Raw genomic sequence first — 15,088 nt, 5'->3', positions numbered from 1 at the left:
ATAGGAGGGATTATATGAAAGTAAGACCATCTGTAAAGAAGATGTGCGAAAAATGCAAAATCATTAAACGTAAAGGAAGAATAATGGTAATTTGCGAAAATCCTAAGCACAAACAAAGACAAGGCTAACGGAGGTAAATAATGGCAAGAATTGCAGGAATTGACTTACCAAGAGAAAAACGTGTTGAAATAGGCCTAACTTACATCTTTGGAATAGGAAGATCAAGATCAAACGAAATTCTAAAGAATGCAGAAGTTAATCCAGACACAAGAGTCAAAGACCTAACAGAAGCAGAAGTAGCTCGCATAAGAAGCGAAATAGACAAATACCATGTAGAAGGAGATTTAAGAAGAGATGTAGCAATGAACATCAAGAGACTTCGTGAAATCAAATGCTACAGAGGAATTCGTCATATGAGAGGACTTCCAGTACGTGGTCAAAATACGAAGAACAACGCTAGAACCAGAAAAGGTCCTAAGAAGTTAGTATCTAAGAAGAAATAATAAGGAGGAGTCATGGCTAAAAAACAAAAAGTAACAAAAGTTAGAAGACGTGAGCGTAAAAACATAGAAAAAGGACAAGCTCACATAGCATCATCTTTTAACAACACAATGGTTACTCTAACAGACATGAGCGGCAATGTAATCTCCTGGGCAAGTGCAGGTCAACTTGGATTTAGAGGATCAAGAAAATCTACACCATTTGCAGCACAAGAAGCAGCACAAACAGCAGCAGAAAAAGCAAAAGAACATGGATTAAAATCAGTAGAAGTATATGTAAAAGGACCAGGTTCAGGAAGAGAAGCAGCAATAAGATCACTTCAAGCAACAGGACTTGAAGTAACAATGATAAAGGACGTAACACCAATCCCACATAATGGATGTAGACCACCTAAACGTAGAAGAGTTTAATCATCTAATTACCCAAGAAGGAGGGTACCATGATAGAAATTGAAAAGCCTAGCATAGAAATACAAGAACTAAGCGAAGATGGCAAAAAAGGAATATTTGTAGTGGAGCCTCTTGAAAGTGGATATGGCATAACAATAGGCAACTCACTCCGTAGAGTACTATTATCATCACTGCCGGGAGCGTCAGTATCATTTGTAAATATAAGAGGTGCAGAACACGAATTTGCAACCATACCAGGAGTATTAGAAGACGTACCAGAAATAATCTTAAACATTAAAAGTGTAGTTATACAAATGACAGAAATAGACGAAGCACTAGTAACAATCGAGAAAAAAGGACCAGGCGAAATAACCGCAGAAGATATAAACTGTCCACTAGGAGTAACAATAGTAAACCCAGAAGAACACATAGCAACACTAAATGAAGACGCAGACGTCTATATAGAAATGAAAATAGAAAGAGGTCGCGGATACGTTCCTTCAGAACTCAAAAAAGATGAAGTAAGCACAATCGGAGTAATACCAATCGATTCAAACTTCACACCAGTAAGACACGTAAACTGGAAAGTTGAAAACACAAGAGTAGGACAAAGAACAGACTACGACAGACTAGTACTCGACGTGACAACCGACGGATCAATGAAAGCAGATGAAGCAACATCACTAGCAGCTAAGATCCTAACAGAACATCTAAAACTATTTATAGGCTTAACAGAACATGTAAGCGACGTAAATATAATGGTGGAAAAAGAAGAAGATCGTAAGGAAAAAGTGCTTGAAATGACGGTGGAAGAGTTAGACCTTTCAGTAAGAAGTTTCAACTGTCTAAAAAGAGCAAACATAAACACAGTAGAAGAACTAGTAGACAAGTCAGAAGCAGAAATGATGAAAGTTCGTAATCTCGGTAAAAAATCACTTGAAGAAGTGCAAAATAAACTTGCAGAACTAGGATTAGGTTTAAAGCAAGAAGAAGAGTAAGGAGGATTATATGGCACAGCTTAGAAAGCTTGGAAGACCTACAGATCATAGACTAGCAATGCTAAGAAATCTTGTAACATCTCTACTAAGAGAAGGAAGAATAGAAACAACTCTAACAAGAGCAAAAGAAACAAGAAGAATGGCAGAGCGTATGATAACACTAGGAAAAAGAGGCGACCTTCACTCAAGAAGACTCGCACTAGCATATATATACGACGAAGACGTAGTAACCAAACTATTTAACGAAATAGCTCCAAAATACGCAGACAGAAATGGTGGATACACAAGAATCATCAAAGTAGGACCACGTAGAGGAGACGCAGCAGAAAAAGCAATAATAGAATTGGTATAAAAAGAATAGGAAGCATAAGTTAAAACAATCCACTGGTTTTAATTTATGCTTTTTTCTATGCCCTATAGAAAGACTATAGGTTTTTTTTATTTTTGGGATATGTAGCGGAAGCAACCATATTTCATAAACCTTGATACTAAACTTTCTTTACTTAGCCGTAAGGCGTATAAAAAACCAAATTAATACATACCCGTAGCGGAAGCATTTTGCTTCCACAGCCAAAGGCTATAAGACTTCTCAACTGCAGTCATAACAAAAATAAAAGATCCAAGACGATTCCGATTACAGAAACTCAAAAATTCTAAACCACGTCGACCTGCAAATAGAGGCTCGCTTCTCTCAAACAGTGCGATTTGCAGCCGGTCTCCTTAGGTTTGAATTTTACGAGTTTCTTCCAGACGGAATCTCTTTTGGAGCTTTTTATTTTATGTAAATGTAATTATTATTTTAATGCAGAAAAATATATTATTGCCATAGCGGAAGCATTTTGCTTCTACAGTCGAAGACGTGAAGTCTTAAAACTATACAAGTAATTGATGCAAATCTAGGGGCAACCCTTTCACTTGGTCATCCTGAGCGAGGAAATTTATTTCCGAGTCGAAGGATCTGACCTATATTTAACCAGCCTTTGCAATTGGTTTTTTTAAGAGATCCTTCGACTAATACTCGCTCATGGTGACTACCTTCCTTAAGGTTTACGCGAAGTATAACCTCATTTAATAAAATTTATTTAAAATTCCATTTAACCCAAAATCAAACCATATAAATTTAATTCCATCTCAAATAAATATATTACAAATACACTTGGGTATATATTAAAAGATAACAAGCTTTTGCCGATATTGTAATATTTAACGATAATTTATGATATAATTTATATAGCTCTTGTGAGCTTTTTTAATGTTGAAATTATATTAGGAGATATATATGGAAAGAATTTATGTAAAAAAATCAGGACCTTTAAATGGTACTGTAAAAGTATCTGGAGCGAAGAATGCTGCTCTTCCTATTCTTGCGGCGACTATTCTTGGAACGACAGAGACCATTCTAGAAGGTGTTCCTGATTTAAAGGATATAAGTATAATGATCGAGGTTATTAAGAGCCTCGGAGTTGAGGTTGAACACCTTGGCAAACATACTCTTAAAATCAATGCGAAAAATTTAAATGCTTATGAAACTAGCTACGAGCTTATGAGCAAAATGAGAGCTTCTTCTGTGGTTATGGGACCACTTCTTGCTCGCATGAGAAAGGTTATTAATCCTCTTCCTGGTGGTTGTAATATCGGTGCTAGACCAATAGACCTTCACCTAAAGGGTTTTAGAGCTCTAGGGGTGGATATTGTGGAAGAACCTGGGAAGATTACCGCTTCTGCTGAAAAATTAATAGGTTCAACTATTTACTTAGACTTTCCTTCTGTTGGTGCTACTCAAAACATTATGATGGCTGCAACTATGGCGGAAGGTGAAACTATAATAGAAAATGCGGCTATGGAGCCTGAAATTGTAGATCTTGCATCTTTTTTAAACAAGATGGGTGCGAGAATTATGGGTGCAGGTACTTCTAGCATAAGAATTAAAGGTGTTAAAAGTCTAAGCGGTGCAACTCACCAAATTATTCCTGATAGAATCGAAGCGGGTACATTTATGGTGGCAGCTGCTATGACCGGTGGAGATGTGCTAGTAGAAAATTGCATTCCTTCCCATATGAAACCTATTATTGCAAAGCTTATCGAAGCTGGTGCTGAGGTGGAAGTTGACGATGATTCTGTAAGGGTAAAAGGAAATAAAATCGTAAATCCTTTCGACATCAAGACCCTTCCTTATCCAGGTTTTCCAACTGATATGCAGGCACAGTTCATGGCTCTTATGACTATTTCAAACGGAACCTGCGTTATGAAGGAAACTGTGTTTGAAAATAGATTTATGCACGCTGCAGAGCTTGCTAAAATGGGTGCAAATATTAATGTTATAGATAGAGAAGCTATTGTAAAAGGTACTAGAAGTCTGGTAGGCACTGAAGTAGAAGCTACGGACCTTAGAGCTGGAGCAGCGCTTATTATAGCTGGTCTAGTTGCAGATGGAACGACTACTATTTCAAATATTTATCATATCGACAGAGGATATGAAAATATTGAGGAAAAATTCACTGCTCTTGGTGCAATTATCAGTCGTAAATAGGAGGTAAAAATTGAAAAAGAGGTTATTAATCGTTGTTTTTGGATTGTTATTGTTTATGACGGGTTGCGGAAATAAAGAGGCGGATCTAAATACTTTTAGGGTTGCAGTTTCTGCTGATGGTACATCCCTTGACCCAATTGATTACAACGATGTTTTCTCAGAAAATATTTTGAAGCAAATCTTTGATACTCTTTTGGATAAGGCTCCAAATGGAGATCTTGTAAATGGACTTGCTGAATCTTTGGAAAGACCGGACAATAAGACTTTAGTTATAAAGATTAGAGAAGGTGTTAAGTTTTCTAATGGAGATCCTTTAACTGTTGAAAATGTAATATTTTCACTTAAGAGGGTAGCTGAATGTGATCAATTTGGATATATTTTCAAAAATATTGATACAGACAATTTAAGAAAGATTGACGATACAACTTTAGAAATTAAATTAAAAGAACCGGATGCTACAATCCTTGAAGCTCTTGCCCATCCAGCAAGCAGCATAATTTCACAAAAAGATTTGGAAGAAAAAGGCGAAAATTTCCGTGAAAATCCTATTGGAACAGGACCTTTTGTACTAGATAAATGGACTAAACTAGATTCAGTTACTTTTAAGAGAAACGAAAATTACTGGGGTGACAAACCAAGCATAGAAAACTTAGTGTTTAAAGTTATTCCAGAGGCTTCTCAAAGAATAATTGAACTTGAAAGTGGTGGAGTAGATATGGCTTTCCAAATCGCTCCTAACGACATTAAAAAAGTTGAAGAAAATCCAGATCTTAAACTTGATAGAAAGTTAGACAACTCTGTTCACTTCGTGTCATTTAACACAGTTAAGCCTCCGTTTGACAATATAAATGCGAGACTTGCAATGACCAAGGCTATCGACATGGATACCATCTTTAAAACTGTGTACCAAGGCGTTGGTAAGCGTGCAACATCAAACGTAAACCCTAACTTCAAATATTCAATTGCAGACTCTATAGAGCCTACTAAGGTTGATAAAGAAGAAGCTAAGAGATTATTTGCAGAAGCTGGTATGACAGAAGGCACAACTATAAAGATCTATGTAAATGATAATCAACAGAGAAATGACGTTGCTCAAATGATGAAAGAGCAACTTACAGAATACGGAATCAATCTTGAAATTGTAAAACTAGAATGGGGTGCTCTTGTTGAGGCTCTTAAAAACAAAGAAGATGATATGTTCATCATGAGCTGGACTCCTGCAGAGGATACCCATTACGAATTTTATCAACCATTCCACAGTGATGGTAAGGGCAACGGACCTAACTTCAACGATTTCGGAAATGCTGCACTTGATGTACTAATCGATGCAGGTGCTCGTGAATTTGACGACGCAAAACGTGGAGCTATCTACAAAGAAGCTCAAGAACTTGTAAATAAAGAACTACCATGGATGTACATCTGCTATGGTGAAACAGTGGTAGGCATGAAAAAGAATGTAACTGGCTTTGATATTGCACCAACCTATGCACAAAAATTTGGAAAAGTTGGATTCGAAGCTGTAGAAAAATAATAAAAAGAGGGGACTTCCCCTCTTTTCTTTAAATAAAGGTGAATTATGACTAAACGTGTGCTTAAAAGAATACTGATGCTTATTCCCACAGTCATAGGAGTAAGTTTCATAGTTTTTCTTCTCTTTTACTTGAGTCCAGGAGACGCTGCCCTTGCTAAGGCGGGACCAAATGCCCCAAAGGAAGTAATCGAAGCTCTAAGGGAGAAGATGGGTCTAAACGATCCATTCCTCGCTCAATATCTTAGATTTTTAAAAGGACTTATATTTAAATTTGATCTTGGAACTTCATATATTTCTGGTTCAAGTGTAACTAAAACTCTTCTTGCAGTATTTCCAAACACTTTGAAACTCACAGGATTTTCTCTACTAATCGCAGTATTTTTTGGAATTTTACTGGGAGTTTTATCCGCTGTGAATAGGGGAACATTTGTAGATAAATTTGTAATGATATTCTCAATGGCTGGGATTGCCATGCCTATATTTTGGACGGGAATTCTACTTATTTTACTTTTCTCTGTAAAACTCAGATGGCTTCCTCCATCAGGATTTTCAAGCTTCAAGGCGATGATCATGCCTGCATTTGCACTGGGACTTCAATCATCAGCAATCATAATGAGGATGACGAGATCATCTATGCTAGAAGTTTTAAATCAAGACTATATAGAAACCGCCACTGCAAAGGGACTAAAGAAACAAAAGATTATCTTTATTCACGCCCTTAAAAACGCGATGATTCCAATTATAACGACCATTGGACTTCAAGCAGGAGGTCTTCTTGGAGGATCTGTTCTAACTGAGACCGTATTTTCAATTCCAGGAATCGGAAGACTTATGGTTGAATCCATAAAGACGAGGGATCTTCCAGTGGTCTTAGGTGGAGTTATTTTGATTTCAATCTGTTATAGTTTAATCAGCATCATCGTAGATATTTTGTACGGATTTATAGATCCAAGGATAGGTAGGGATTAATATGGAAACTTTAAAACAATTTAGAAAATCAAGGGTTTCAAGGATTGCTATGGATCTTTTAATAGTTATCATTCTTCTTGCAATCTTTGCAGACTATGTAGCTCCATATACTTTTTCTGAACAACATCCAGAAGCTGCCTTTACCTCTCCAAATATCAAAAATTTAATGGGAACAGATAATTTTGGAAGAGATATATTTTCAAGGATTATCTTCGGTGCGAGAATTTCTCTTAAGATTGGATTTATTTCTGTAATCATAGCTGGAGCAATAGGTACACTCATCGGAGCATTTGCAGGATATTTCGGAAATACCTTCGACAGAATCGTCATGAGAATTATGGATATCGTACTCTCTATTCCATCTCTAGTTCTTGCAATTGCAATAGCTGCATCTCTTGGCAATGGAATGAAAAATTTAATCATAGCTGTCAGTCTTTCATCAGTTCCAAGGTACGCTCGTATAGTAAGATCAACGGTTATGTCCTTAAAAGAAAAAGAATTTATCGAATCTGCGAGGGTTTCTGGTGCGAGCCACATGAGAATCCTCTTTGTGCACATATTGCCAAACTGTATAGCACCGATAATAGTTGAGGCGACCATCGGAGTAGGGACTTCTATCCTATCAGCGGCGTCCCTTTCATTTATCGGTATGGGAGTCTTACCTCCTAATCCTGAATGGGGCTCCATGCTTTCTGAATCTCGTATGTACTTTAGAGACTATCCATATATGTCCATGTTTCCAGGGCTTGCAATCGCAATTACCATTCTACTTTTAAATATTGTAGGAGATGGATTAAGAGACGCAATGGATCCAAAACTAAGGAGGGCAAAATGATTTTATCTGTACAAGACTTAAGCATAAGTTTCAAAACTGACTCTTCTTGGTTAAAAGTGGTGGATCAGGTGAACTTTGAAATTCCTGAGAAGAAGACTGTTGCACTTGTTGGAGAATCTGGTTGCGGCAAATCTGTAACCGCCAAGTCGATTCTTAGACTTATGGACAGAAGAAACTCGAAGATCGAAGGAAGAATAGAATTTTTAGGCGAAAATTTACTTAATAAATCGGAAGAAGATTTAAGGAAGATCCGTGGTAGAGAAATCTCAATGATCTTTCAAGAGCCGATGACATCTCTAAATCCTGCCCTTAGGATTGGATATCAAATGGATGAAGTCTTCAAAACCCATTTCAATATGAATAAAGAAGAAGCAAAGAAAAAATCCATAGAGATGATAGAAAAAGTAGAAATTAGAAATCCAGAGACTGTGTACAAAAGCTATCCATTCCAGCTTTCCGGTGGGATGAGGCAGAGAATAATGATTGCCATGGCGCTATCTGCAAATCCAAAACTTCTTATAGCAGATGAGCCTACAACTGCACTTGATGTGACTATTCAAGCGGAAGTTTTAAAGCTTATGGTGGATCTAAAGAGAGACTATAACACCTCAATCCTATTTATAACCCACGACCTTGGTGTGGTTGCGGAGATTGCAGATTATGTGGTTGTAATGTATGCGGGTAAAGTTATCGAGTCTGGACCAGTAGAAGAGATATTTAGAAATCCAAAACATCCATACACCATTGGACTTATGAAATCTCGTCCAGTTATTGGTGCGGATCAAAAGACTCTTTACAATATACCTGGATCTGTACCGAGTCCAAAAGAGTTTAGCGACAACTGTAGATTCCATTCCAGATGTCCGAAGGAGATGGATATTTGTAAATGGCAAATGCCTAGAGAAGTCGGTGGCGAACACAAAGTAAGCTGTTTTTTATATGGTGATTATGATGAGTAATATTTTAGAAGTAAGAGATTTGACAATGGTATTTAAATCCAAGGGGAGAGAAGTCCGCGCAGTGGACGGGGTATCCTTCGATTTAAAAGAAAATGAAACCTTGGCAATAGTAGGAGAGAGTGGCTCTGGCAAAAGTACTGTGGCTAGATGCATCATGAACCTCTACGAAGGAGTAGAAGGCAAGGCATTCTACATGGATAAAAATATTTTCGACATGACCAACATAGAACTGGTAGAATATAGAAAACAGGTTCAAATGATTTTCCAAGATCCATATTCATCTCTAAATCCTAGAATGAAGACGGGGCAGATAATAGCAGAAGGTGCGAGAAATATAAGCGGATTAAGAGGAAAAGAACTGAGAGAAAGAGTCCTTGAGACCATGGAACTATCTGGACTTAGTAGTTTCACCTACGATAGATATCCCCACGAATTTTCCGGTGGACAGAGACAGAGAATTGCAATAGCAAGAGCGCTGGCACCTCATCCAAGACTAATAATTGCAGACGAACCTACATCAGCACTAGATGTCTCAATCCAGGCGCATATAATAAATCTTTTAAATGAACTTAAAGAAAAGATGAATCTCTCCATGATATTTATCTCTCACGACCTTGCAGTGGTAGAACATATCGCTGACAGAGTGGTGGTTATGTACCATGGAAAGGTAGTAGAGATGGCGAAGACGGAAAAAATATTTAACAATCCAGTCCATCCATACACGAGGAGACTTCTTTCAGCTATACCGAAACAGAATCCTTGGGATAAAAAAATCGAACTCGAGGATAATTCAAAAGAGCTTATAAAATTAAAAGAAAATTGTAAACATAGAGTTAACTGCAGTGGAAAGAATAGCAAAAACTGCCTAGTAGAAGTGGAGGAAGGCCACTTTGTAATGTGCAATGAAGGATAGATTAGAAGATACACTTCCAATGGATGAAGTGGCAAGGAAATTAAACGAAGAGCTGCAACTGGAAAATATGAGAACTGAATCAGAAGAGGAATCCTTTGAAGAAGATTTAGACGACTACGAAGAAAGACCAAAATCTCCAAAAAAGAATAAAAATAAAAATAAAAAGAAGTTCATTGGATTTAGTAGAGGCGACAGGGATGAATCTCATATAGATGATTTAGTCAGAGACTCTGACGATGAATATGATTACTACGATGACGATGATGAATACGAATACTATAGAAAGCCAAAACGCAAAAGAGGATTTAGACCGTTTAGAGCGTTGGCGGACTTATTTGCATTCGTATCTAATGGAATAAGACTATTCTTTTTATTAATAAAACTTTCAATCCTCGTATTTCTACTATATTGCGGTTATAGTTACTACACCACGAAGACCATTCCATTTGTAACCGACTATATAAACGAAAAGAAACTGAAGACCGAAGAATATATAAAGGAAAAAGTTGCAGAGACTATTGAAGTGCCCAAAGAATTCTTTAAGATAAAATCTGTAAAGAAGGTGGACGGAGGATTGGAAGTCATATACGTCTACCAGGGCAAGGAAAGTAAAATAAGATTGGCGAAGTGATACTATGTTAGAGATAGAAGCAATCGTAGAGCGTATCATCTTTAGAAACGAAGAGAATGGATGGTGCGTTCTTCGAACCATAAGTGAAGATACTGATCTAGTTGTAACTGGAAATGGCATGACCATCAAGGAAGGTCTGCGCTACAAATTCAGCGGCAACATGGTCTTTCACAACAAATATGGAGAACAATTTAAATTTGAACATTTTGAAGAGATACTTCCCGACACCAAGTCCGGAGTCATAGCATACCTATCCTCTGGACTCATTCCCTATATAGGAGAGAAGACCGCAAAATCTATCTATGACAAGTTCGGCATGGAAACATTTAAGATTTTGGAAGAAACTCCAGAGAGATTAAAAGAAGTGGAAGGTATCGGGCCTGTTAAATTTGGAAAGATGATGGAAGCTCTCCAAGAGACCAAGGAAGCAAAATCTGTAATCATGTTCTTCGGAAAATTAAACATGACTTCAAACCTCGCCATGAGGGTCTACCAAGTTTTTAAAGACGATAGCGAAAAGATAGTGAGAGAAAATCCATACATCTTGGCAGAAGAAGTAAAGGGCATCGGGTTTAAAACTGCCGACGAAATCGCCATGAGTCTCGGCTTTGAAAAGGACGATCCATTTAGAATCAAATCCGGCATAAAGTACACCCTCTCCCAAGGAAACTTGGAAGGTCATACCTATCTTCCAAGGGAAATCCTCGTGAAGAAATCTGCCCAAGTTTTGGGAGTCACCATTGAGCAGGTGGAAAGTCAGATAAATAGTCTCGCCTTCGATAGATTTTTTTACATAGAGAGAATCGATGATGTGGACAGCTGTTACTTCACCAACTACTACAAAGCAGAGAATTTCGTGGCGGGAGTGCTTACAAAACTCGCATCGAAGAAGTATCCGATAAAATTAAATATCGAAGAAGAAATCGAAGAAATAGAAGATAGAAAGGGTATCCATCTTGCGACGAATCAGAAAAAAGCTGTGGAAGAAGCGCTCCAAAATGGAGTCACAGTCATCACAGGAGGTCCAGGAACAGGTAAGACCACAACCCTTACAACCATCATCGATCTCTGTGAAAAAGAAGGACTAAAGGTGAGCCTCGCAGCACCGACGGGGAGAGCGGCGAAAAGAATGGAAGAAGCCACCAAGAGACCGGCGTCAACCCTCCACAAACTTTTGGAAATAAAACCGGGAGTAAGCATTCAGGAGATGGAAGAACTGAATTGCGACGTGCTCATAGTCGACGAGTGCTCCATGGTGGATCTATTTCTTATGCACAATATCTTAAAAGCTATACCAGAAAAGATAAGGCTCGTCCTCGTGGGAGACAAGGATCAGCTTCCGTCTGTCGGCGCAGGAAATGTTTTAAAAGACATCATCGAATCAAAAATAATTCATGTGGTCTACTTAAATGAAATCTTCAGACAGGAAGAAGGCTCGCTTATAATCGAGAACGCCCACAGAATAAATAAAGGAATAAGACCGATTTTGGACAACAAATCCAAAGACTTTTTCTTTATAGAAAGTCCAGATCCTACAGAAACTTTAAACACCATCGTAGATCTTGTAAAAGATAGGCTTCCAGCATTTAAAAATCTCGATTCCATAAGAGATATCCAGGTGCTAAGCCCGATGAAGAAGGGTATAGTCGGCGTGGACAACTTGAACAAGACCTTGCAGGAAGCGCTAAATCCAAAGTCAGGAGATGAAATCACATCCTTTGGCAGAACTTTTAGAGAAAATGACAAGGTAATGCAGATCAAAAACAATTATAATTTGGAATTTAGTTCCGAATCGGAAATCTACCAAGAAGAAGGAATGGGCGTCTTCAACGGTGAACTCGGCATGATTGAATCCATCGATAGAGAAAATCGTGAAATGTGGGTAGTATTTGACGAAATAAAAAGAGTTGAGTACCCTATGGAAAATCTATCGGAGCTCACACTAGCCTACGCAAGCACAATTCATAAATCCCAAGGTTCAGAGTTTCGCGCGGTGATAATTCCGCTACACTCAGCACCGATTATGCTCCTTTCAAGAAACTTACTCTACACCGCAATCACGAGGGCATCTGAAATGGTTGTGCTAGTTGGAGATAGAAAATATCTAGAAATCATGGTCAACAACAACCACGTCATGAGAAGGTACACAGGTCTCAAAGATAAAATCATCACCACCTGGGAGAAGAGGAAAATCTATGGATTTATCTAGATGTGAAAATTGTACAAATCCAAAATATAAAGCCGGTCTATGCAAAGATTGTTACTCAAACCTCGACTTTGATACTCCGAAGATAAAACTAGACGGAATAACAGATATAAATATCTGTTTAAATTACAATAGATTCCTAAGAGAAATCATAAAGAGGTACAAGTTCAACGACGAAACCCATTTCTACAAGACATTTGCAGAAATAATAATAGAAGAAATATTTAGAGAAAAACTATCTACAAAGATAGACTTCTTAACCTATATTCCAATGACGAGAGCCGCATATCTAAAAAGAGGATACAACCAACTGAAACTCATCGCAGAAGAAATAGAAAATATGACGGGCATCGAAGTAAGAGAAGTCCTAAGAAAGAAAAAACACACCAAGGATCAAATAGGACTTAGTTTTATAGAGAGAAAATTAAATTTAAAAGACGCATTTGAAAGCGAAAAACTACAAGGAGAAAAGGTGCTACTAATAGATGACGTCTTAACCACAGGAGCAACTGTGGAAGAAGCGGCGAAGGCACTAAAAGCAGCAGGAGCATCGGAAGTCTATGTGGTAGTCCTCGCTCACTAAAATTAATAAAGAGAAAAAGCAGTCGAGAGATTGCTTTTTTTGTTGGATTTTTGTAAGTAAAGGGATTTTATTATAAAATTTGCAAATAAAGATTCGGAGTTAAAAATTTATTTCCGTTGATATATAATTTAGATAGAGAAATGAGGACAAAATGGATTTAAGAGAATTAGAAAATAAAATTGGGCTAGATGAAGAACTTGTAAAAGAACTTGAGTCATATAATTTTAAAGAAAAAACTTTAGAAGATTTGAAGAAGTCTTACTACGAGGACTTTTCTCGCTTCAAATCAATAATTAGAAATAAAAAAGACGGGCCGTTTTTGGCGCTGAAGGTGTACTTGGAACTTGCACTAAATACTTATAATGAATATATGAATAGAAAAATACCGGAAAAAATATACGTGGACTCAATGAAGGACATTAGAATTTGGGCGAATGATTATAAGAAAAAGCATGGAGTATGGGGAATCGATGAACACGATTGGCTCGCAGAAAGTTTAGATTTAAAAGTCATAAGGCTCGGCAGACTTCAGTACGAGAAAACTAGGGCGAAGAAAAATCTCGGTCCCATTGGAGAAGGGGAAGAGTTTTTATCTGTTCACATTCCAGAAGACGGCAAACTAGATCCAAAAGATGTGGAAAAATCTCTGGATTTGGCAAGAGAATTTTACAAGGACCAAGGGATTAAATATTTTTATTGCAAGTCTTGGCTTCTTTCTTTAAATTTAGATCGAGTGCTTAATAAAGATTCAAACATAGTAAAATTTAGGGATAAGTTTACCAACATAGAAATGAGCTTCAACATACCTCAAGCGGAAGAAAGGATTTTTTCAAAAGTTCTAGAAGACAAATCCTTCTATCCGGAAGAGACAAGCCTACAAAAGAACGCAAAAAAAGCGATATTAGAAGGTCTTGATATAGGAGTTGGTTCTGGATATATAAAGTTTTGAACGAAAACAATCACTGAAAAATTAAAAATTCGCAAAAAAAACGACTATTACTAGTCGTTTAATTTTTTGTTTTAATTTCTCACAAGCTCTAAAATCTTTTTGATAACTTGGGAAGCTTCGGCTCTATTTAGAGATTTGTCCGGCAAGAAATTACCAGAATCATCTCCAGTTATAATATTTGCAGCAGCCAAATTCTTTACATATTGGATGTAATCCTTGTCGATATCCTTTTCGTCAGTGAAAGAGACAGAACCAGAGCTAAACTCATATCCAACTACCTTTTCTAAGATAAGAGAAGTAAATCTCGCCATCTCTGCCCTTGAAATAGGCATATCCGCCTTAGCTTCATCGGCAGGAACACCGCTGTGGTTAAGGAAGTTAAAAGTATTTAAGTACCACTTTCTTTGTACGATGGTAAAAGGTTCTTGAGAATGACCAGTCGCATTGGTCATAAGAGTGAAAAATTCAGCATAAGTCACTTCTTTATAAGGCTTAAAAGTACCATCGTCATAGCCTTTTACAATCCTTCTGTCGGTGAGTTCTGAAACGGTGGAATAGAACCAGTCGTTTTCAGCTACATCGCTAAAAGAGCGGGCATCTACATTTATAAATGTAGAAGTAAGTACAATAACAGATAAAATAAAAATATATAATCTCTTCATAAATCTCCTCATAAAATAAAATTCTAAAGTATATTTTATAATAATAATGGAATTTAGGCAAATGGATGGGGAAAAATAGATATGAATTATTTCTGTAGCGGAAGCTACCAGCTTCCATCAGCCTTGACACTAAATTTTCCTAACTTAGCCGTAAGGCGTAAGTGTAACTGTACTTATTATCCACACCCGTAGCGGAAGCATTTTGCTTCCACAGCCGAGAGGCTACTATAAATCTCACAACTACAGTCACCCTGAGCGAACGCAGTGAGTCGAACGGGTATAACCTTGGTGAGGTCGAACAGTGATGAATTAAAAATATTATAATAAATGTAAATAAATATCCTACACTTCTTTAAAATATAATCTTTCTTCTTCAAATCTTTTTTTTACGAGGGGGCGGGAGGAAATTAACGTCTCGTCGACAAAACCTAC

The 15,088-nt window shown here is 37.4% G+C and carries 16 protein-coding genes; 15 read left to right on the top strand and 1 reads right to left on the bottom strand.

All coding sequences use genetic code 11. The features are described from left to right. Positions 1-14: 14 nt before the first annotated feature. From rpmJ to HMPREF9225_RS00610, 15 genes are all read left to right on the top strand, one after another. Positions 15-128, top strand: a complete 114-nt coding sequence (gene rpmJ, locus HMPREF9225_RS00680) for a 50S ribosomal protein L36 (RefSeq protein WP_008900988.1) — start codon at positions 15-17, stop codon at positions 126-128. Positions 129-140: 12 nt separating this feature from the next. Beyond that, positions 141-503 (top strand): 30S ribosomal protein S13, encoded by a 363-nt coding sequence (gene rpsM, locus HMPREF9225_RS00675; protein ID WP_008900987.1) that lies wholly within the window; start codon positions 141-143, stop codon positions 501-503. A gap of 12 nt (positions 504-515) precedes the next feature. Continuing rightward, positions 516-911: a 30S ribosomal protein S11 gene (gene rpsK, locus HMPREF9225_RS00670; protein ID WP_008900986.1), complete on the top strand. Its 396-nt coding sequence runs from the start codon at positions 516-518 to the stop codon at positions 909-911. Positions 912-940: 29 nt separating this feature from the next. Continuing rightward, entirely contained in the window at positions 941-1,888 is a 948-nt protein-coding gene (locus HMPREF9225_RS00665; RefSeq protein ID WP_008900985.1) for a DNA-directed RNA polymerase subunit alpha, read from the top strand. A 10-nt stretch (positions 1,889-1,898) separates the two neighbouring features. Continuing rightward, complete coding sequence (rplQ, locus tag HMPREF9225_RS00660; protein WP_008900984.1) at positions 1,899-2,240, top strand: 50S ribosomal protein L17; 342 nt, start codon at positions 1,899-1,901, stop codon at positions 2,238-2,240. A gap of 927 nt (positions 2,241-3,167) precedes the next feature. Continuing rightward, positions 3,168-4,418: a UDP-N-acetylglucosamine 1-carboxyvinyltransferase gene (gene murA / locus HMPREF9225_RS00655; protein WP_008900983.1), complete on the top strand. Its 1,251-nt coding sequence runs from the start codon at positions 3,168-3,170 to the stop codon at positions 4,416-4,418. A gap of 10 nt (positions 4,419-4,428) precedes the next feature. Then, the gene (locus tag HMPREF9225_RS00650; RefSeq protein WP_008900982.1) at positions 4,429-5,949 is read left to right on the top strand and encodes an ABC transporter substrate-binding protein; all 1,521 of its coding nucleotides are present in this window, start codon (positions 4,429-4,431) and stop codon (positions 5,947-5,949) included. A gap of 45 nt (positions 5,950-5,994) precedes the next feature. Beyond that, positions 5,995-6,918 (top strand): ABC transporter permease, encoded by a 924-nt coding sequence (locus HMPREF9225_RS00645; RefSeq protein WP_008900981.1) that lies wholly within the window; start codon positions 5,995-5,997, stop codon positions 6,916-6,918. Position 6,919: 1 nt separating this feature from the next. Beyond that, positions 6,920-7,753, top strand: a complete 834-nt coding sequence (locus HMPREF9225_RS00640) for an ABC transporter permease (RefSeq protein WP_008900980.1) — start codon at positions 6,920-6,922, stop codon at positions 7,751-7,753. Then, positions 7,750-8,712: an ABC transporter ATP-binding protein gene (locus HMPREF9225_RS00635; RefSeq protein ID WP_008900979.1), complete on the top strand. Its 963-nt coding sequence runs from the start codon at positions 7,750-7,752 to the stop codon at positions 8,710-8,712. The genes HMPREF9225_RS00640 and HMPREF9225_RS00635 overlap by 4 nt, the downstream gene beginning before the upstream one ends. Then, positions 8,705-9,625, top strand: a complete 921-nt coding sequence (locus tag HMPREF9225_RS00630) for an oligopeptide/dipeptide ABC transporter ATP-binding protein (RefSeq protein ID WP_050748276.1) — start codon at positions 8,705-8,707, stop codon at positions 9,623-9,625. The genes HMPREF9225_RS00635 and HMPREF9225_RS00630 overlap by 8 nt, the downstream gene beginning before the upstream one ends. Next, on the top strand, positions 9,615-10,256 hold the full coding sequence (locus HMPREF9225_RS00625) for a hypothetical protein (RefSeq protein WP_008900977.1): 642 nt from the start codon (positions 9,615-9,617) through the stop codon (positions 10,254-10,256). Before HMPREF9225_RS00630 ends, HMPREF9225_RS00625 begins: the two co-directional genes overlap by 11 nt. Before the next feature lie 4 nt (positions 10,257-10,260). Continuing rightward, positions 10,261-12,465 carry an SF1B family DNA helicase RecD2 gene (recD2, locus tag HMPREF9225_RS00620; protein ID WP_008900976.1) on the top strand — a complete coding sequence of 735 codons (2,205 nt, stop codon included), beginning with the start codon at positions 10,261-10,263 and terminating at the stop codon, positions 12,463-12,465. Next, positions 12,452-13,045, top strand: a complete 594-nt coding sequence (locus tag HMPREF9225_RS00615; RefSeq protein WP_008900975.1) for a ComF family protein — start codon at positions 12,452-12,454, stop codon at positions 13,043-13,045. Before recD2 ends, HMPREF9225_RS00615 begins: the two co-directional genes overlap by 14 nt. 151 nt (positions 13,046-13,196) lie before the next feature. Next, positions 13,197-13,994 carry an acyltransferase domain-containing protein gene (locus tag HMPREF9225_RS00610; protein WP_008900974.1) on the top strand — a complete coding sequence of 266 codons (798 nt, stop codon included), beginning with the start codon at positions 13,197-13,199 and terminating at the stop codon, positions 13,992-13,994. 71 nt (positions 13,995-14,065) lie between these two features. Here HMPREF9225_RS00610 and HMPREF9225_RS00605 read toward each other — a convergent pair whose 3' ends face one another. Further along, positions 14,066-14,656: an S-layer homology domain-containing protein gene (locus HMPREF9225_RS00605; RefSeq protein WP_008900973.1), complete on the bottom strand. Its 591-nt coding sequence runs from the start codon at positions 14,654-14,656 to the stop codon at positions 14,066-14,068. Between the last annotated feature and the right edge of the window lie 432 nt (positions 14,657-15,088).

The sequence above is a fragment of the Peptoniphilus duerdenii ATCC BAA-1640 genome, from assembly GCF_000146345.1.
GTDB lineage: Bacteria > Bacillota > Clostridia > Tissierellales > Peptoniphilaceae > Peptoniphilus_B > Peptoniphilus_B duerdenii.
Note: the sequence above shows the minus strand (reverse complement) of the source record. Positions and strands in the feature narration are given on the sequence as shown.